This window comes from Streptomyces sp. NPDC043680, assembly GCF_056436685.1.
On the sequence record NZ_JBWKCE010000024.1, the window covers coordinates 76344 to 94285 of the forward strand.

Annotated in this window: 16 protein-coding genes; 11 read left to right on the top strand and 5 right to left on the bottom strand. The window is 74.1% G+C overall.

Going from position 1 to position 17942, the window contains the following annotated elements:
* Positions 1-15: 15 nt before the first annotated feature.
* Positions 16-1008, top strand: coding sequence for a DNA-3-methyladenine glycosylase family protein (locus tag AC0666_RS30915; RefSeq protein ID WP_468969663.1), 993 nt, complete (start codon positions 16-18; stop codon positions 1006-1008).
* Between the two features lie 187 nt (positions 1009-1195).
* Here the strand turns inward: AC0666_RS30915 and AC0666_RS30920 are convergent, their stop codons facing one another.
* The 3 genes from AC0666_RS30920 to AC0666_RS30930 all read right to left on the bottom strand — a co-directional run bounded on the left by AC0666_RS30920 (position 1196) and on the right by AC0666_RS30930 (position 4068).
* Positions 1196-2500 carry a coenzyme F420-0:L-glutamate ligase gene (locus tag AC0666_RS30920; protein ID WP_478708818.1) on the bottom strand — a complete coding sequence of 435 codons (1305 nt, stop codon included), beginning with the start codon at positions 2498-2500 and terminating at the stop codon, positions 1196-1198.
* Positions 2497-3456, bottom strand: a complete 960-nt coding sequence (gene cofD / locus AC0666_RS30925; protein ID WP_468582023.1) for a 2-phospho-L-lactate transferase — start codon at positions 3454-3456, stop codon at positions 2497-2499. Before cofD ends, AC0666_RS30920 begins: the two co-directional genes overlap by 4 nt.
* 117 nt (positions 3457-3573) lie before the next feature.
* Positions 3574-4068 carry a cysteine dioxygenase gene (locus AC0666_RS30930; protein ID WP_468969658.1) on the bottom strand — a complete coding sequence of 165 codons (495 nt, stop codon included), beginning with the start codon at positions 4066-4068 and terminating at the stop codon, positions 3574-3576.
* 642 nt (positions 4069-4710) lie between these two features.
* On the opposite strand from AC0666_RS30930, the gene AC0666_RS30935 reads away from it, so the two are divergent.
* The 3 genes from AC0666_RS30935 to AC0666_RS30945 all read left to right on the top strand — a co-directional run bounded on the left by AC0666_RS30935 (position 4711) and on the right by AC0666_RS30945 (position 10308).
* Positions 4711-4974: a WhiB family transcriptional regulator gene (locus tag AC0666_RS30935; protein ID WP_003983763.1), complete on the top strand. Its 264-nt coding sequence runs from the start codon at positions 4711-4713 to the stop codon at positions 4972-4974.
* 250 nt (positions 4975-5224) lie between these two features.
* Positions 5225-8833 (top strand): glycosyltransferase family 2 protein, encoded by a 3609-nt coding sequence (locus AC0666_RS30940; protein ID WP_478708819.1) that lies wholly within the window; start codon positions 5225-5227, stop codon positions 8831-8833.
* Complete coding sequence (locus AC0666_RS30945) at positions 8830-10308, top strand: DUF5719 family protein (protein WP_468969654.1); 1479 nt, start codon at positions 8830-8832, stop codon at positions 10306-10308. The genes AC0666_RS30940 and AC0666_RS30945 overlap by 4 nt, the downstream gene beginning before the upstream one ends.
* A gap of 80 nt (positions 10309-10388) precedes the next feature.
* On the opposite strand, the gene AC0666_RS30950 is transcribed toward AC0666_RS30945, so the two are convergent.
* Positions 10389-10922 carry a metallopeptidase family protein gene (locus AC0666_RS30950; protein ID WP_478708820.1) on the bottom strand — a complete coding sequence of 178 codons (534 nt, stop codon included), beginning with the start codon at positions 10920-10922 and terminating at the stop codon, positions 10389-10391.
* Between the two features lie 138 nt (positions 10923-11060).
* On the opposite strand from AC0666_RS30950, the gene AC0666_RS30955 reads away from it, so the two are divergent.
* From AC0666_RS30955 to AC0666_RS30980, 6 genes are all read left to right on the top strand, one after another.
* On the top strand, positions 11061-11435 hold the full coding sequence (locus AC0666_RS30955; RefSeq protein WP_468582028.1) for a DUF3499 domain-containing protein: 375 nt from the start codon (positions 11061-11063) through the stop codon (positions 11433-11435).
* A gap of 77 nt (positions 11436-11512) precedes the next feature.
* Positions 11513-12883 carry a phosphomannomutase/phosphoglucomutase gene (locus AC0666_RS30960; protein ID WP_478708821.1) on the top strand — a complete coding sequence of 457 codons (1371 nt, stop codon included), beginning with the start codon at positions 11513-11515 and terminating at the stop codon, positions 12881-12883.
* 156 nt (positions 12884-13039) lie between these two features.
* Positions 13040-13225, top strand: a complete 186-nt coding sequence (locus AC0666_RS30965) for a Trm112 family protein (protein ID WP_054222355.1) — start codon at positions 13040-13042, stop codon at positions 13223-13225.
* A gap of 69 nt (positions 13226-13294) precedes the next feature.
* The gene (locus tag AC0666_RS30970; RefSeq protein ID WP_468582032.1) at positions 13295-14428 is read left to right on the top strand and encodes an SIS domain-containing protein; all 1134 of its coding nucleotides are present in this window, start codon (positions 13295-13297) and stop codon (positions 14426-14428) included.
* 43 nt (positions 14429-14471) lie between these two features.
* Positions 14472-15629 (top strand): mannose-6-phosphate isomerase, class I, encoded by a 1158-nt coding sequence (manA, locus tag AC0666_RS30975; RefSeq protein ID WP_468969643.1) that lies wholly within the window; start codon positions 14472-14474, stop codon positions 15627-15629.
* A gap of 105 nt (positions 15630-15734) precedes the next feature.
* Positions 15735-16667 (top strand): cation diffusion facilitator family transporter, encoded by a 933-nt coding sequence (locus AC0666_RS30980; protein ID WP_468969640.1) that lies wholly within the window; start codon positions 15735-15737, stop codon positions 16665-16667.
* A gap of 116 nt (positions 16668-16783) precedes the next feature.
* Here the strand turns inward: AC0666_RS30980 and lepB are convergent, their stop codons facing one another.
* On the bottom strand, positions 16784-17470 hold the full coding sequence (gene lepB, locus AC0666_RS30985; RefSeq protein WP_478708822.1) for a signal peptidase I: 687 nt from the start codon (positions 17468-17470) through the stop codon (positions 16784-16786).
* 263 nt (positions 17471-17733) lie between these two features.
* Between lepB and AC0666_RS30990 the strand changes: the two genes are divergently transcribed.
* Positions 17734-17942: adenosylhomocysteinase (locus tag AC0666_RS30990; protein WP_478708823.1), on the top strand; the 209-nt coding region annotated here is incomplete at its 3' end.

Genomic DNA, 17942 nt, shown 5'->3' on the forward strand with positions numbered 1-17942 from the left:
GGCTACGCTCAGGGGGTGGCCGGCCGATACGAACCCCTCACCCGCGCCGCCGTACGCGGCGGGCGGACCCGCGTGCCCGCGGGCAGCGGACAGCGCGCGGGAGGCGCGGCGCGGGAGCGGACGTGGACGCCCGCGGGCCCCGTGGACCTCGGCCTGATCCTCGGCCCGCTCAGACGCGGCCCGCACGACCCCACCTTCCGCACCACCCCCGACGGGTCGGTCTGGAAGACCAGCCGGACACCCGACGGCCCCGCCACCCTCCGCGTCACCTGCCCCGCCGGCACCGTCCACGCCGAAGCCTGGGGGCCCGGAGCCGACTGGATCCTCGACGGGCTGCCGCGGCTGCTCGGCGACGGCGACGACCCGGCCGCGTTCGTCCCCCGCCACCGCCTCGTCCACGCCAGCCACCGCCGCCGCCCCGGCCTGCGCCTGACCAGGACCGGCCTGGTCCTGGAAACCCTGATCCCGACCATCCTGGAGCAGAAGGTCACCGCCGACGAGGCGTACCGGGCCTGGCGCCGGCTCGTACGCCAGTACGGGGAGCCCGCGCCCGGCCCGCAGGACATGTCCGTCGTACCCGACGCCCGGACCTGGGCCATGATCCCGTCCTGGGACTGGCACCGGGCAGGCGTCGACATGAAGCGCTCCGCCACCATCGTCCGCGCCGCCCGCGTCGCCGGCCGGCTCGAAGAAGCCGCCGCCATGGAACTCCCGGCCGCGGTACGCAGACTGGAGGCCGTCCCCGGAATCGGCCCCTGGACCTCCGCCGAGACCCTCCAGCGCAGCAACGGCGCCCCCGACGCCGTCACCACCGGCGACCTCCACCTGCCCGGCATCATCGGCTACGCCCTCGCCGGCAACCGCGACGCCGACGACGCCGCCATGCTGGAGCTCCTCGCCCCCTACGCCGGTCAACGCCACCGCGCCGCCCGGCTGATCCTGCTCGCGGGACGCATCCCACCCCGCCGCCACCCGAAAATGCCGAAGACGGACATCGGCCTGCTCTGATCTTTTTCGGGCTCGGTTCGCCTCCGGGGCGCTGGTGCCGGCTCCAGGAGGGCGTACGTCCTCCAAACCGCTCGTTCCCCCCGTTTACGGGCTCGGTTCGCCTCGGGTAGACGTCGGGCGGGGGGAACAGCCGTCGGGACGGGCCGATGACGCACGCGCCCGCCGCCGGCGGCCCCCGGACGACGGATCAGCGGATCTCGATGAACTCCTCCGCAGAGCGCACCGGCCGCTCCCGCGGAGGGGCGGCGGCGTGGCCCACGGCCACCGCGCCCATCGGGTCCCAGTGCTCCGGCAGCCCCAGCACCTTGCGCACCACGTCCCGGCAGAACATCGTCGAGGACACCCACGCCGAGCCCAGCCGCTCACCGGCCAGCGCGACCAGGAAATTCTGCACGCCCGCGCCCATCGCGACCACGAACATCTCCCGCTCCGCCGCGTCCCGACGGGCGTGCCCGTAGTCGTGCGCCCCGTCCATCACCATGCACGGGACGACCAGGTACGGGGCGTCCCGCAGGACATCGCCCCGCCGCAGCCGCTTCTCGACGGACTCCGGGGACTTCCCGTCGCGCCGCAGGTCCTCGATCCAGGCCTCGCGCATCGCGTCGACCAGCTCCCGCCGCGCCGCCGCCGACTCCAGCAGCACGAACCGCCACGGCGTCGTGTGGTGCGGCGCCGGAGCCGTCACCGCCGCCGCAACCGCCCGCCGGACCGCGCCCGGGTCCACCGGCTCCGCCGTGAAGGCCCGTACCGTACGGCGCAGGCCCACGGCCTCCCGTACCGCCTCCGAGGTCCCGAGCCGGAACATGTCGTCGGCCGCGGAACGCACCAGATCCGCCGCCGTGGAGCCCTCGCCGCGCACGTGGTCCAGCCCGCGCACCACCGCCACCGGCAGCCCGGCGGCCTTGCCCTTGACCAGGTCGCCGGCCGCGGCGAGCTCGTCGGCGGTCGCGACCACCGTCGAGCTCAGCGGATTGCCGTGGGTGTCGGTACCGCCGCGCAGGTCGTCCAGGACCCGTACGCCGCTCGCGCCGATCGCCACGTCGGTGAGTCCGGCGCGCCAGGGCCGCCCGAAGGTGTCCGTCACGATCACCCCCACGTCCACACCGAGCCGCTCGCGCAGCCCCGTGCGCAGGGCGGCGGCGGAGGCGTCGGGGTCCTCGGGCAGCAGCAGGACCGTGCCCGGCTCGGTGTTGGAGGCGTCGACGCCCGCGGCCGCCATCACCAGCCCCTGCCGGTTCTCGACGATCCGCAGCGGCCCCCGGCGGGCGACCACGCGGACCGTCTCCGCGTCGATCGCCTCCTCGCGGGAATCGGCGCGGACGATCCGGCCCTCCGCCTTGGACACGATCTTCGAGGTGACCAGCAGGACGTCCCCGTCCCGCAGGTCGGGCGCCGCGTCCGCGATCAGCCCGGCGAGGTCGTCGCCGGGCCGGACCTCGGGTATGCCCGGCAGCGCCCGCACCTCGTACGAGGGCACGTGCCCGGCGCTCACCGGGAGGCCTCGGCCAGATCCAGCGCGGCCCGCGCCATCTCGGCCGTCGCGGCCTCATCGGTCATCATCAGCGGTACGGCACGGCAGGCGATCCCGGCGGCCTCCACCTCGGCGACGGCAGCGGCGTCGGCCGTGTCGACGAGCCAGCCGTCGAGCAGTCCGCCGCCGTAGTGCAGGGCGACGGCCGCGGCGGTGGACTCGACGCCGACGGCGGCGAGCACCTTGTCGGCCATGCCGCGCACGGGCGCGCCCCCGACGATGGGGGAGAGTCCCACCACGGGCGCCGCTGCGGTGGCCACCGCCTCCCTGATGCCCGGCACGGCGAGGATGGTGCCCACCGAGACCACCGGGTTGGACGGCGGGAAGACGATCACGTCGGCCGCGGCGATCGCCTCCAGCACCCCGGGCGCGGGCTTGGCCTGCTCGGCGCCGACGGGCACGACGGCCTCCGCGTCGAGCGAGGCGCGCAGCTTGACCCAGTACTCCTGGAAGTGGACGACCCGGCGTTCGCCGGTGGCGGGGTCGGTCACGGCCACATGGGTCTCGACGCGGTCGTCGGACATGGGCAGCAGCCGCACCCCGGGCTGCCAGCGGTCGCAGAGCGCCTCGGTGACGGCGCTCAGCGGGTAGCCGGCGCCGAGCATCTGCGTGCGGACGATGTGGGTCGCGAAGTCGCGGTCGCCGAGCCCGAACCAGGTGGGTCCGACCCCGTACGCCGCGAGTTCCTCCTTGACGGTGAAGGACTCGTCGGTGCGGCCCCAGCCCTGGTCCTCGTTGATGCCACCGCCGAGGGTGTACATCACCGTGTCCAGATCGGGGCACACCTTCAGCCCGAACAGGTGAATGTCGTCACCGGTGTTGCCGATGACCGTGATGTCCGCGTCGGGAACCGCCGACTTGAGTCCGCGGAGGAAACGGGCGCCGCCGATGCCGCCGGCCAGAACAACAATGCGCATGCAGACAGTCTGTCAGCCGCAGGCTGTCCGCTGAGGGGCGGTGGTCGGGCGACGGGAGGGACTGTCAGCCGCAGGCTGTCCGCCGAGGGGGCGGTGGTCGGGCGACGGGCGGGGCCGTCAGGCCGGTACGGACTCCCGCCGGGCCGGGGAGCAGCCGTGCATCGGCATCTCGGTCAGGCCGGGGAAGTACACGTGCAGGCTGACCGCCCCGTCGAGGGCGTCGTTGACGACCTCGTGGGCGTAGCCGGGGGCGAAGACGCGCTGGGCGCCGGCTGCGAGCGTGAGCGGCCCGCGCGGGCCGTGCTCGGTGAGCTCGCCTTCGAGGACGGTCAGCACGCCGGAGGAGGCCCCGTGGTCGTGCAGGCCGCTGCCCTGGCCGGGGACCCAGCTCAGCAGCCAGACCTCGTATCCGGGGCCGGTGCGCAGCCGGTGGTACCAGCGGGTGGTGGCGTCGTAGCGGACCAGGTGCTGCCAGCTCGCGCGGTCCTCGGCGATGGAGCGGGCGAGGCCGGCGAACTCGGCGACGGTGGCCGGGTGTTCCCGGGCGGGCTGCAGGAGGTGCTGGACGGAGAGGATGTCGCCGGCGATCTGGAGGTCGCTGTCGTTGTTCATCGTGGGGGAGTCCTCGACGGATGTCAGTCGTGCTGGCGGTCGCTGTGGGGGTGGCCGGAGCTCAGGGGAGCCGAAGCTCCGAAGGCATCAACAGCTGCAACAGCAACAGCGAACCTGGGCAGCGCACAGGAACCCACGAATGGGGGTCCGGGTGGCGGCTGCGGTCACTGACATGGAGACAAGGAGAGCGGGTCCGAGGTCGGACTGTCAACCCAATGTCTGGTTTGGCGCAAAAGTTTCATCTGATCCGGTTGCCCTGCGGGGAGAAAGGTTTGTGCAACGCGCGCCCGGGCACAAGGCGCTGCACGTCGCACCGTTCGCACCATCCAAACCCGACGCGCCCTCTCGTGATCGGACTGTGATCTGCGCCGCTTCTTTGGCTTGATCGCAACCACGCCGCCGAGTGGCACGTCGATTGCGGGTGAACCCGGGCGCAGTGGGACACCAACGGCATGTGTCACGATTTTTGGCGATATGAACACTTTCTGTATAGGCTTGGTTCCGCAGAGTGAATAAGGGGCCCAATAGCAGATCCCGGCTTGACTGCGCCGGAGCACCGCACTTGTAATTTCACTCGTGTCGTTACGTAGCAATGAGTAACGGCAACACCACGGGGACGCACAGACAGAGCGAGGGGCGCACATGACCGAGCTGTTTCAGGAACTGCTGGTCGAGGAGGCGGACGAAGAGCTCGGATGGCAGGAGCGCGCTCTGTGCGCCCAGACCGACCCCGAGTCCTTCTTTCCCGAGAAGGGCGGCTCCACCCGCGAGGCCAAGAAGGTCTGCCTCGCCTGCGAGGTCCGCTCCGAGTGCCTTGAGTACGCCCTCGCCAACGACGAGCGATTCGGCATCTGGGGCGGCCTGTCCGAGCGCGAGCGCCGGCGCCTGAAAAAGGCCGCGGTCTGACATCCCCCGACATATCGCCCGGCCGCGCCGGCGGTACGACGAGCCAACTCCACAAGCACGGCAAACGGTCCGCCTCCTGCACCTTCCCCGCTGGAGGCGGACCGCTGTGTTCCCAGCCGTTAGTGTGGGGCGCTGTCCAGCAGCCTCCGGGGGCACACCACCCCCGGAACTCCCCCGGACTTCGTCCGGGGGTACCCCCCACCCCCGGACCGCGGCCGGGGAGGAGCCAGGCCGGAGGGCCAGTAGAGCGATGTCCCTGCACAGCCAGTCGACGGCCTCCTACCAGGCCGGCGCCACACCCGAGTTCCCCCGGCACGTCGTCACCGCCGTCCTCGTCGCCCACGACGGCGCCCGCTGGCTGCCCAGGACACTCGCCGGGCTCCTCGGCCAGGAACGCCCCGCGCAGAACCACATCGCAGCCGACACCGGCAGCGCCGACGAATCCGCGCGCCTGCTCGGCGAGGCCCTCGGCGAGGACCGCGTCCTCCACCTCGCCCGCCGCACCGGATTCGGCACCGCGGTGGACGAGGCCGCCCGCAGCGCGGGCGTCCTCACCCCCGAGGACCTCCCGTACCTCAAGCGCCCCAGCGGCTGGGACCCCGTCAGCCGCACCTGGCGCGACGACGCCTACGACCTCCCCGAACTGCCCCACGGCGAACCCGTCCAGTGGCTCTGGCTGCTCCACGACGACAGCGCACCCGAACCCGACGCCCTCACCGAACTGCTGCGCGTCGCCGAGGAAAACCCCGACGCCGCCGTCATCGGCCCCAAACTGCGCGGCTGGTACGACAAGAAGCAGCTCCTCGAAGCAGGCGTCACCATCGCCCGCAGCGGCCGCCGCTGGACCGGCCTCGACCGCCGCGAACAGGACCAGGGCCAGCACGACCAGGTCCGCCCCGTCCTCTCCGTCTCCAGCGCCGGCATGCTCGTACGCCGCGACGTGTACGACGCCCTCGGCGGCTTCGACCGCCGTCTGCCCCTCATGCGCGACGACGTCGACCTGTGCTGGCGCGCCCAGAGCGCCGGACACACCGTCCTCGTCGCCCCCGACGCCGTCATGCGCCACGCCGAAGCCGCCGCCCGCGAACGCCGCACCGTCGACTGCGCGGGACGTACGAGCGCCAGCCCGCACCGCGTCGACAAGACCGGCGCCGTCTACACCGTGCTCGTCAACAGTTCCGGCCCCGCCCTGCCCTACGTCCTGCTGCGCCTCGTCCTCGGCACCGTCCTGCGGACCCTGGCCTACCTCGTCGGCAAGGCCCCCGGCCAGGCCGTCGACGAGTTCACCGGCCTCCTCGCCGCCCTGCTGCGCCCCGGCCGCATCCTCGGCGCCCGTCGCAGACGCGGCCGCCCCGCCGTCCCCGCGAAGGAACTGCGCCCCCTCTTCCCGCCGCCCGGCGCCACCCTGCGCGCCAACGCCGAACAACTCGCCGGGTACTTCGGCGCCGACCGCGACACCGACACCCACGCCGTCGGCCGCCACGGCGGGGCCGTCGAGTCCGGCCCCGGCGGGGACGACGCCGACTACCTGGAGATCGAACAGTTCGCCCGCCTCAAGCGGATCGCCCGCAACCCGGCGCCCGTCCTGTTCGCCGTCCTCCTGCTGGTCTCCGTCATCGCCTGCCGCGCCCTGCTCGGCGGCGGCTCCCTCATGGGCGGCGCCCTGCTGCCCGCCCCCGACAGCGGACTCGACCTCTGGCGCGGCTACACCGACGACTGGCAGCCCGTCGGCACCGGCTCCACCGCCGGAGCGCCCCCCTACCTCGCCGTCCTCGGCGCCTTCTCCACGGTGCTGTTCGGCTCCACCCAGGCCGCCCTGACCCTGCTGCTGGTCTGCTCGGTCCCGCTCGCCGGACTGACCGCCTACTTCGCCTCCCGGCCGCTGGTCGCCTCCCGGCTGCTGCGCGCCTGGGCCGCCGTCGCGTACGCCTTCCTGCCCGCCGTCACCGGAGCCCTCGCCGGCGGCCGCCTCGGCACCGCCGTCCTCGCGATCCTGCTCCCCCTCATCGCCCGCTCCGCCGTCGCCGCCTTCGCCCTCACCGGAGCCGACGGCGGCCGCGGCAGCCGGCGCGCCGTGTGGACGTACACCCTCCTGCTGACCCTGGCCACCGCCTTCACCCCCGTCGTCTGGCCGCTCGCCGCCGTCCTCGGGACGGCAGCGCTCGTACTGCGCCGCGCCGAGTGGAAGACGTACGGCCTGCGGCTGCTCGCCGTACTCACCGTCCCGCTCCTCGTCCTCGCCCCCTGGTCGCTGAGCCTGCTCACCCACCCCGGCCGGCTCCTCCAGGAGGCCGGCCTGCCCTACGGGACCGGCTCGGCCACCGCCCTCGACCTGCTCGGCATCAGCCCCGGAGGCCCCCGCGCCACCGCCGGAGTCCTGCTCGTCGGCGTCGTCCTCGCCGCACTCGCCGCCCTGCTGCGCACCGGGCGGCAGTTCGCCGTCCGCACCGCCTGGGCCACCGCCCTGGCCGCCCTGCTCCTCGCGGCCCTCACCAACCGCACCGGCTGGGCCGGCCCCGCCACCCTGGTGTACGGCCTCGCCCTGCTCGCCGCGGCCGTCCTCGGCGCCGACGGGGCCAAGGAGCGGGTCGCCGCCAGCAACTTCGGCTGGCGCCAGCCGCTCGCCGCCCTGATCGCCCTCGCCGCCGCCGCGGGCCCGCTGCTCGCCGCCGCCGGCTGGATGATCAGCGGCGCGGACGGCCCGCTGGAGCGGCGCGACCCCGTACAGGTGCCCGCCTTCGTCGCCGAGGAGAGCGGAACCCGCGACCAGGCCCGCACGCTCGTCCTCGGCGCAGCCTCGCCCGCCGCCGTCTCCTACACCCTGGTCCGCGGCTCCGGCGGCCGCCTCGGCGACGCCGAACTCGCCGCCGAGGCGGGCAGCAGCCCGCAGCTCGACAAGGTCGTCTCCAGCCTCGTCGCCGGATCCGGAGCCGACCAGAGCGACCAGCTCAGCGGATTCGCCATCCGCTACATCCTGGTCCGCGACGGCGCCCCGCCGCAGATGCACAAGGTCCTCGACGCCACCCCCGGCCTCAGCCGGATGAGCCAGCTCGACGGCAGCGCCCTGTGGCGGGTGGACCGCCAGGTCGTCCGCGCCGCCATCGTCTCCGGCAAGCCGGGCGAGGCCCCCATCCCGGTCGCCTCGGGCCCCGTCGAGGCCCACACCAATATCCCGGCGGGCGAGGCGGGCCGGGTGCTGCGCATCGCCGACCGGGCCGCCCCGGGCTGGCAGGCCACCCTCGACGGCAAGCCCCTCAAGCCCAAGACGCTGGACGGCTGGGCGCAGGGCTTCGAACTGCCCGCCGCCGGAGGCCGCCTCGACCTCGTCCACGAGGACGCCCTCACCCGGACCGCCTGGCACTGGACGCAGGGCCTGCTCGCGCTGGTGCTGCTGGTGATGGCCCTGCCGGGCCGCCGCGCCCGGCTCGACGACGACCTGCCGGAGGAGGAGGCCGAGGCCGCCGCCGAACGGTCCGCCGCCCCGGGCGAGGCCGCCGGGGAGGGCCGCCGGGCCCGCAGGCTCCGCGCGGAGGCCGAGTCCGCGCAAGCCGGGGCCGCCGCCGCGGCGGAGCCGGAGGGCGCGGTCGCCGACCCGTACGCGCAGATCCCGGCACAGGCGGTGTACGGGGAGGAGACGTACGCGTACCCCTCGTACGGCGACCAGGGCTACGGCTGGGAGCAGCCCCAGCAGCCCCAGCAGCCGCCGTACACCGTCCCGGAGCAGTACCCGTACCCGCAGCAGGACCAGGACCCGCAGCAGCCGTACGGGCAACCCGGGCAGCAGCAGTACCCGTACCCGTACTCGTACGACACCTACGGACAGCACGACCCGCGTCCGGACGGGAGCCCCCAGCAGTGAAGCGCGCACCCCTGACGCTGGCGGCGGTGGCCGCGGCCCTGGCCGCCGTCACCGGCATCGCCCACCTCGCGGTCCCGGCCGCGCCCGCCGCCGACGCCAAGACGGCAGCGGCGGCCCGGATGCCGGTGGAGCGGTCCGCGCTCGTGTGCCCGGCGCCCAGCTCCTCGGACATCGCGGAGACCACGTACACCTCGATCACCCCCGGCGCGGCGGGCGCGGGCGGCAAGGGCACCGCCCGGCTGCTCGGCGCGACCAAGGAGGCCAAGCCGGTCCTGGAGCTCAAGGAGCGCGGCAAGCCGGCCGGGGCCGCCGCCTCCGGCGCCGAGGCGCCCGCGCTGACCGGCACGGCCGACGGGATCCTCGCGCCCGGCTGGACCGCCCAGCAGACCACGAAGGTCTCGGTCGGGCGGGCGCGCGGCGTGCTCGGCCTGGGCTGCACCGCGCCGGGCACCGACTTCTGGTTCCCGGGGGCGAGCACCGCCAAGGGGCGCGAGGACTACGTGCACCTCACCAACCCGGACGACACCGCGGCCGTGATCGACATCAAGATGTTCGGCCCGGACGGGGTGGTCAAGACCGAGCCGGGCACCAGCGAGAACATCCGGATCGACCCCAAGTCCAGCAAGTCCGTCTCCCTGGCCTCCCTGGCGCCCGGCGCCCAGCTGGCCGACCTCACCGCGCACGTGACGACCCGCGCGGGCCGGGTCGGCGCCTCGGTGCAGGTGGGCGAGGAGGGGGTCGGGGCCGACTGGCTGCCGGCCTCCGTGGACCCGGCGGGCTCCCTGGTGCTGCCCGGGATCCCGGCGGACGCCACCTCCGTACGGCTGGTCGCCTTCGTGCCCGGCGAGGAGGACGCGGACCTGGGCATCAAGCTGGCCGGCCCGAACGGCTCGATCACCCCGGCCGGCAACGAGCAGCTGCACGTCAAGGCGGGCATGACGGCGAGCCTGGACCTCAAGGACGTCACCCGCGGCGAGCCCGGCTCGCTGCTGCTGGCCCCGGCGGCCGGGAAGAAGGCCGTGCCGGCGGTGGCCGCCGTCCGCGTGGTCCGCGGCAGCGGCGCCAAGCAGGAGCTCGGCTTCGTCCCCGCGACGGCGCCGGTCGGGACGCGGGCTACGGTCGCCGACAACCGGGCCGACGAGAACGCGACGGTGCTGTCGCTGACGGCGGCCGGCGGAGCCGACGCGAAGGTGAAGGTGACGGCGTCGGCGGCCACGGAGGCCGGTGAGGCGGCGGTCAAGGAGCTCACCGTCAAGGCGGGGACGACGCAGGTGCTGTCCCTGGCCCCGGCCGGGGCCAAGGGCGTGTACGCGCTCACGGTCGAGACGGTCTCCGGCGGCCCGCTCTACGCGGCCCGCACGCTGACGCTGCCGCACGAGGGCATCCCGATGTTCACGGTCCAGCCGCTGTCCGACGACCACGCGATGGTGTCGGTCCCCAAGGCCGCCCAGGACCTCACGGTCCTGACGCAGTAGCCCCGGTCGCAGACCCCGCCCGGCCCGGACCCCGGTCCTGGCCGCGGCCCGGGACCCCGGTCCTGGGCGCGGCCGGGACCTCAGTCCTGGCCGTAGCGGGGGTCCACCGTCTCCGGTGACAACCCCAGCAGCTCCGCGACCTGCTCCACCACGATCTCGTGCACCAGCACGGCCCGTTCGTCCCGTGTCTTCGACCGGATCTCCACCGGCCGCCGGAACACCACGATGCGGGCCGGCCGCCCCGGACCCGCCGCCTCCGACAGGGCCCCCAGCGGCACGGCCTCGTCGTTCCATCCGGCGTCCGGGCCGCCCGGCGGCCCCGGTACGTCGGCGACGATGAACTCCACCTCCGCCAGCTGCGGCCAGCGCCGCTCCAGCCGCTCGACCGAGTCCCGCACGAGGTCGCCGAACAGCTCCGCCCGGCTCGCCGACAGCGGCACCTGCGGCGGGGCCACCGGACCGCGCATCCCCCGGCCGTGCCGGTCGCGCCTGCGCGTGCGCGGCTCGGCAGGGGGGTCGGCGGGGAGCCCGGCAGGGTGCGCGGGCCCCTCCGGTCCGGCGGGACCGGCGGGGCCGGGAGGACCGGGAGGCAGGGGGTTGGCGGCGTCCGTCACCCCCGCAGGGTAGCCCGCAGGACCGGCCGCGCCCCGGCGTTCGCGGACCCTGCGCGCCCCACCGCGGGCACGACACGGGGGAGTGAGCGGGGGGAGAGTCGTCGCGGCCCGGTCAAGAGTGCGGTACCGTCCAACGTCGTGAGCCTTGTACGTCGCTGTTCGCGCACCGCGTGCGGCCGCCCTGCCGTCGCGACACTGACGTACGTCTACGCCGATTCGACCGCAGTCCTCGGCCCGCTCGCCACCTACGCGGAACCCCACTGCTACGACCTGTGCGCCGAGCACTCCGAGCGCCTGACCGCGCCGCGCGGCTGGGACGTCGTACGCCTCACCGACGGCTCCGCCCCCTCGCGTCCCAGCGGCGACGACCTCGAAGCACTGGCCAACGCCGTCCGCGAGGCCGCCCGCCCGCACGACCGGGCCGCCGAGGCCGGCGGCGCCCGCCCAGGGGGCGGCGCCACCGGGGAGACGCGCCGCGGACACCTGCGCGTCCTGCGTTCGCCGGACTCCTGACATGCGGATCGCCTCAAGAGCCGCCGTGCGTGCACGGTAGGTTGGCCCCACCGCACAGACCGCAGGAGGGGCAGGCAGTGGCCGCAGATCTTTCGAACATCGTCAAGGCGTACGACGTACGTGGTGTCGTACCCGACGAGTGGGACGAGTCGCTGGCCGAGCTGTTCGGCGCCGCCTTCGTGGAGATCACCGCCGCCACCGCGATCGTCGTCGGCCACGACATGCGGCCCTCCTCGCCCGCCCTGTCCGCCGCCTTCGCGCGCGGCGCCGCCGCCCGCGGCGTGGACGTCACGCTGATCGGCCTGTGCTCCACCGACCAGCTGTACTACGCGTCCGGCACGCTGGACCTGCCCGGCGCGATGTTCACCGCCTCGCACAACCCGGCGCGGTACAACGGCATCAAGCTCTGCCGCGCGGGCGCCGCCCCGGTCGGCCAGGACACCGGCCTGTCCGCGATCCGCGAGCTCGTCGAGAAGTGGTCCGAGGAAGGCGCCCCCGCCCCCGCGGCCGGCACCGTCCCCGGCACCGTCACCGAGCAGGACACCCTCGCCGGGTACGCCGCGCACCTGAAGTCCCTGGTGGACCTCGGCTCCATCCGCCCGCTCAAGGTGGTCGTGGACGCGGGCAACGGCATGGGCGGCCACACCGTCCCCACCGTGTTCGAGGGCCTGCCCCTGGAGCTCGTACCGATGTACTTCGAGCTCGACGGGACCTTCCCGAACCACGAGGCCAATCCGCTCGACCCGAAGAACCTCGTCGACCTCCAGGCCCGGGTCAAGGCCGAGGGCGCCGACCTCGGCCTCGCCTTCGACGGGGACGCGGACCGCTGCTTCGTCGTCGACGAGCGCGGCGAGGGCGTCTCCCCGTCCGCCGTGACCGCCCTGGTCGCGGCCCGCGAGCTGGCCCGCAACGGCGGCACCGGCACCGTAATCCACAACCTGATCACGTCCTGGTCCGTGCCCGAGGTCGTCCGCGAGCACGGCGGCACCCCGGTCCGCACCCGGGTCGGCCACTCCTTCATCAAGGAGGAGATGGCGAAGACCGGCGCGATCTTCGGCGGCGAGCACTCGGCGCACTACTACTTCAAGGACTTCTGGAACGCGGACACCGGCATGCTCGCCGCGCTCCACGTCCTCGCCGCCCTCGGCGGCCAGGACGGCACCCTCTCCGACCTGGTCGCCTCCTACGACCGCTACGCCGGCTCGGGCGAGATCAACTCCACCGTCGCCGACCAGGCCGACCGCCTCGCCGCCGTCAAGGCCGCGTACGGTCCGCGGGACGGAGTCACCCTCGACGAGCTGGACGGCCTCACCGCCAACACCGCCGACTGGTGGTTCAACCTGCGCGCCTCCAACACCGAGCCGCTGCTGCGCCTGAACGTCGAGGCGCGCGACGCCGCGCAGCTCGTCAAAGTCCGCGACGAGGTCCTCGCCCTCGTCCGCGCTTGATGCGCCCGTCGGGCGGGAAGGCGCCGACCGTGCCGACCCGCCCGGCAACCCACCGGCGCCGCACCGGGCCCGTGCCCGACGCCGTCGGGCCGCACCGCAGGTGACTCGGCGGTACGCTGACCTCGCCCAATCCGCATGTTCGAAGGGAAGCGCCCCATGCCGCTCGAAGCCGGCCTTCTGGAGATCCTCGCCTGCCCCGCCTGCCACTCGCCCCTTGAGGACAAGTCGGCCGACGAGACGGCGCCCGAGCTGATCTGCACCGGCCGGGACTGCGGCCTCGCGTACCCGGTCCGCGACGGCATCCCGGTCCTCCTGGTCGACGAGGCCCGCCGCCCCGCCTGAGCCACCCCCGCCGCAGACGCTGAGACCGATTCCGCAACCCTGGGTCCCTCACCACCGCCGGAGGCCGCAATGCTCGACGAGTCGCTCCTCGACGCACCGGACGATCTCGCCCGCGCCGACCGCCGAGGTCTGCTGCGCGGCGCCGCCGAAGCCGGGGCCAGAGTCCGCACCGCCGCCCGGCACGCGACCGAGGCGGGCCTCGCCGACCTGCGGCCCGACGGCCGTCCCCGGGCCGTGCTCATCGCGGGCCCCGGCACCGCCGCGGGCTGCGTGGCCGACCTGCTCGGCGCCCTCGCCGGTGCGTCCGCGCCCGTCCACCGCCTCGCGCCCACCGGGGTCGCGGCCGCCGCGGGCGCCCTGCGCTGGACGCTGCCCGGCTGGGCCGGCCCCGTCGACCTGCTGCTCCTTGCCACCACCGACGGCACCGAGCCCAGCCTCGCCACCCTCGCCGAACAGGCCTACCGGCGCGGCTGCACCGTCGTCGCCGTCGCCCCCGAGCGCTCTCCGCTCAGCGAGGCCGTTGACGGCGCGCACGGGCTCTTCGTACCGATGGCCAAGGCCCCGTACCAGGAGTACGACGAGTCCGCCGCGGCCGGCCCCGGAGCCCTGTGGGCCCTGCTGACGCCGCTGCTGCTGCTCCTCGACAAGGTCGGCCTGATCACCGCGGCCCCCGACACCCTCCAGCGCGTCGCCGACCGGCTCGACCGGACCGCCGAACGCTGCGGGCCGGCCATCGCCACGTACTCCAACCCGGCCAAGACCCTCGCCGCCGAGCTCGCCGACTCCCTCCCGCTCATCTGGAGCGAGGGCGCCGGCGCGGGACCCGCGGGCCGCCGGTTCGCCGCCACCCTCGCCGAGCTGGCCGGCCGCCCCGCGCTGGCCCACGAACTGCCCGAGGCGCTGCCCGCCCACGGGGTCCTGCTCGCCGGCGACCTCGCCGCCGGAGCCGATCCGGACGACTTCTTCCGTGACCGGGTCGAGGAGCCCCAGGCCCTGCGTGCCCGCATCGTCCTGCTGCGCGACCGGCCCACGGGAGGCCTGAGCGCCGCTCCGGCCGCACGCGAACTCGCCCTCAGCCACGACACGGCCATCAGCGAGCTCGAACCCGAGGAGGGCAGCGAGCTGGAGCAGCTCGCCGAGCTCCTCGCCGTCACGGATTTCGCCACCGCCTACCTGGCCCTGGCGACCAGGGGACACGGCTGAGCACACGACCGTGCCGGCCCTTCATCCAGGAAGACGGACGAAGATGGACCGCCTGACGAACACGATCCGCCCCTACGCCTGGGGATCCACCACCGCGCTCCCGCACCTCATGGGCGTCGAGCCCACGGGGGAGCCCCAGGCCGAGCTGTGGATGGGCGCGCACCCCGGCGCCCCCTCCCGCCTCGACCGCGGCGCAGGCGAGACCACCCTCGCCGCGGTGATCGCCGCCGACCCGGAACGCGAGCTCGGCGCGGCCACGGTCGCGAAGTTCGGCCCCCGCCTGCCCTTCCTCCTCAAGATCCTCGCCGCCGGCGCCCCGCTCTCCCTCCAGGTCCACCCCGACCGGGCCCAGGCCGAGGAGGGCTACGCCGAGGAGGAGCGCCGCGGCATCCCCCTGGACGCCGGCCACCGCAACTACAAGGACCCCCACCACAAGCCCGAGATGCTCTGCGCGCTGACCCCTTTCGAGGGACTGTGCGGGTTCCGCCCGCCCCTGGAGAGCGCCGAGCTGCTGGCCGGGCTGGAGGTCAACTCCCTCAAGCCGTACGTCGACCTGCTCCACGCCCACCCCGAGGACGCCGCGCTGCGCGAGATGCTCACCGCCGTACTGGCCGCCGACCGCGCCGAGATGGCCCGTACGGTGGCCGAGGCCGGAGCCGCCGTCCTACGCCTGGGCGGCCCGTACGCCCCGTACGCCTCGCTCGTCCACCACTTCCCCGGCGACCCGGGCGTGATCGCGGCGATGCTGCTCAACCACGTACGACTCCAGCCCGGTGAGGCCATGTTCCTCGGCGCGGGCGTCCCGCACGCCTACCTCGACGGGCTCGGCGTCGAACTGCTCGCCAACTCCGACAACGTCCTGCGCGCCGGCCTGACGCCCAAGCACGTGGACGTACCCGAACTGCTCAGGATCGTGCGGTTCGAGACCGGAGACCCGGCCCTGCTGCGCCCCGAGGGCGACGTCGAGGAGGTCTACGAGACCCCCATCGACGAGTTCCGCCTCTCCCGCTTCGTCCTCGCCCCCGGCGCCGCCCCGCACCCCCTCCCGGACACCACCCCGCAGATCCTGCTCTGCACGGCGGGCCGCCCGAAGGCGGGCGAAGTAACCCTGGGACCCGGCGAGTCCGTCTTCGTACCGGCCGGCGAAAAGGTGACATTGTCCGGTGCTGGCACGATTTTCCGTGCCACGGTCCTCGTCTGACACGGCGTCCGTACCGGCGCTCGCGGCGCCGGCTGCAACAATGTGCGGCCGTAGCGCGGCGCCCCGGCCAGGGCCGCCGAACCGAGGAAGGGACATCCAGCACCCATGAGCGCGTCGGGCGGTACCAGGGCGATCGTCGCGGCACTCGCCGCCAACCTCGCCATCGCCGCAGCCAAATTCGTGGCCTTCGTCTTCAGCGGCTCCTCGTCGATGCTCGCGGAAAGCGTCCACTCGCTGGCGGACTCCGGAAACCAGGGGCTGCTGCTGCTCGGCGGGAAGAAGGCCCAGCGCGAGGCCACACCCCAACACCCCTTCGGATACGGGCGCGAGCGCTACATCTACGCCTTCCTCGTCTCCATCGTGCTGTTCACGGTCGGTGGCATGTTCGCCGTCTACGAGGGCTACGAGAAGATCAAGCACCCCCACCCCATCGAAGCCTGGTACTGGCCGATCGGCGTCCTCGTCTTCGCGATCATCGCGGAGAGCTTCTCCTTCCGCACGGCCATCAAGGAGTCGAACGAGATCCGCGGCTCGCTGTCGTGGACCGACTTCATCCGGCGCGCCAAGGCGCCCGAGCTCCCCGTGGTCCTGCTGGAGGACTTCGGCGCCCTCGTCGGCCTGGTCCTGGCCCTCGGCGGTGTCGGCCTGGCCCTGGCCACCGGCAACGGCGTCTGGGACGGCATCGGCACCCTGTGCATCGGCGTCCTGCTCATCCTGATCGCAGTCGTCCTGGCGGCGGAGACGAAGTCCCTGCTGCTGGGGGAGGCCGCCGGCACCGCGGAGATCGAGAAGATCAAGGCCGCGGCCGTCGACGGGCACACCGTCACCCGCGTGATCCACATGCGCACCCTGCACCTCGGCCCCGAGGAGCTCCTGGTCGCCGCGAAGATCGCCGTCCAGCACGACGACACGGCGGCCGAGGTGGCCCGCGCCATCGACGCCGCCGAGGCCCGCATCCGCGAGGCGGTGCCGATCGCCCGCGTGATCTACCTGGAGCCGGACATCTACAACGCCCGGCAGGCCGCCCAGGGCAGCTGACCCCGGCCGCATCCGCACAGGCCCCCGCCGACGGCGGGGGCCTGCGCACGTCCGCCACGCCTCTCCCGCCAGGCTTTTCCCGTAGGCCCCCCGCGTCGGCCCTCATGCGTCGGCCCTCAGGCGAGGGGCCACGCCGCCTGGGGCAGGGCGGCGCCCTGCGCCCGCCGTGCCTTCCGCCGCACCACGAGCGCCGCGATCCCGAGCCCGCCGCCGACGAGGAACGAGAGGATCCCGAACAGGCCCACCGCGCCGGACGCCATGAAGCCCACCGGCGCGGCGACGGCCTTGCCCCGCACCGCCGAGACCGGAAGGGTCCCGTTGTGGTCGGAGATCCGCAGGTGGGAGTCGTACGAGTTGCCGCGGTTGTCGCCCATCACGAACATCCGCCCCTCGGGCACGGTCACGTCGAAGGAGGCCGTCGCCGGAGTGGCCGGGTTCTTCAGGTACGGCTCGGTCAGCGGCACCCCGTTGAGCATCACCGCGGGGTCGCCGACCCGGTACGAGATCCGGTCACCGCCGAGGGCCACCACCCGCTTCAGGATGTCCCCCTCCGGAACCCAGCTCGGAGCCGAGATGAGGGCGACGTCCCCGCGCTGGACCCCCTTCCCGGCCCCGACCGTGAAGTAGGCCCTGTCCCCGCGCCGGTACGTCGGGTCCATCGAGTCGCTCGGGACGGAGCGGACCGTGTACCCGTCCCCCACCAGGGCGGCCGTCGTCACCGTCACCCCGAGGAACAGCACCCCGCCGAGCACCAGCAGCACCATCGCCCAGATTCCGAGTCTCCGGCCCGGCCTGCGTTCCATCCGCCCCACCCCTCTCCTGGCCGCTCCCGGCCGCCTCCCGAACCGCGACCGGTTCCCGCTTCGACTGGGGAACGCTCCGCCGCTCGGTGTAGATTCGACATCAGTGTCAGGCGTCGCTGCTGATGGCGGTCGGGCGGGTCCTCGTGACCGGCCGAGGGGAGAGAGGGCCCCCGACGGACTGTGCTCGGTGCACCGCCGTCCCACGGTCGGTCGGCGCACGGCTCAGCCGTACCCACCCTCTCGAACCATGAGGAGCAGCACCCATGGACTTCAAGGTCGCAGACCTTTCCCTTGCCGCCTTCGGCCGCAAGGAGATCACCCTGGCCGAGCACGAGATGCCGGGCCTGATGTCGATCCGCAAGGAGTACGCGGCGGCGCAGCCGCTGGCCGGCGCCCGCATCACCGGCTCCCTGCACATGACCGTGCAGACCGCCGTCCTCATCGAGACCCTGGTCGCCCTCGGCGCCGAGGT

Bases quoted from the DNA above. Each gene is read 5' to 3' on its own strand.
- cofD (WP_468582023.1), bottom strand. From the start codon at position 3,456: ATGCGCATTGTTGTTCTGGCCGGCGGCATCGGCGGCGCCCGTTTCCTC.
- AC0666_RS30935 (WP_003983763.1), top strand. From the start codon at position 4,711: ATGACCGAGCTGTTTCAGGAACTGCTGGTCGAGGAGGCGGACGAAGAG.
- lepB (WP_478708822.1), bottom strand. From the start codon at position 17,470: ATGGAACGCAGGCCGGGCCGGAGACTCGGAATCTGGGCGATGGTGCTG.
- AC0666_RS30980 (WP_468969640.1), top strand. From the start codon at position 15,735: ATGAGCGCGTCGGGCGGTACCAGGGCGATCGTCGCGGCACTCGCCGCC.
- AC0666_RS30930 (WP_468969658.1), bottom strand. From the start codon at position 4,068: ATGAACAACGACAGCGACCTCCAGATCGCCGGCGACATCCTCTCCGTC.
- AC0666_RS30970 (WP_468582032.1), top strand. From the start codon at position 13,295: ATGCTCGACGAGTCGCTCCTCGACGCACCGGACGATCTCGCCCGCGCC.
- AC0666_RS30965 (WP_054222355.1), top strand. From the start codon at position 13,040: ATGCCGCTCGAAGCCGGCCTTCTGGAGATCCTCGCCTGCCCCGCCTGC.
- AC0666_RS30940 (WP_478708819.1), top strand. From the start codon at position 5,225: ATGTCCCTGCACAGCCAGTCGACGGCCTCCTACCAGGCCGGCGCCACA.
- manA (WP_468969643.1), top strand. From the start codon at position 14,472: ATGGACCGCCTGACGAACACGATCCGCCCCTACGCCTGGGGATCCACC.